The sequence below is a fragment of the Leuconostoc sp. BM2 genome, from assembly GCF_002095565.1.
Lineage (GTDB): Bacteria > Bacillota > Bacilli > Lactobacillales > Lactobacillaceae > Leuconostoc > Leuconostoc falkenbergense.
On the sequence record NZ_MOWQ01000145.1, the window covers coordinates 1 to 231 of the forward strand.

Consider the following 231-nt stretch of genomic DNA (forward strand, 5'->3'; position numbering starts at 1 on the left):
GTCTTTGACTGACCCTTGATCATGATTGGGGTAGCTTGTTTAACCCAAATAGCAATAGAATCTTTTGATGGTCCAAATTCTTCTGCTAATGATTTGAGTGAACGGCCTTCTTGGTGAAGTTTAACCAATGAATCTTTGAAATCTTGTGAATAACGAATTGACATAAAAATACTCCTATACTTTCATTTTACGGACTGAATAAAAATAGTCCATTTTTTTAGTATAAGAGCA

At 33.3% G+C, this 231-nt stretch carries 1 protein-coding gene; it reads right to left on the reverse strand.

The genetic code is table 11. The features are described from left to right. Positions 1-164 (reverse strand): transposase (locus tag BMG01_RS10885; protein ID WP_080539941.1); only part of this gene is annotated, 164 nt, incomplete at its 3' end. Positions 165-231: the final 67 nt, after the last annotated feature.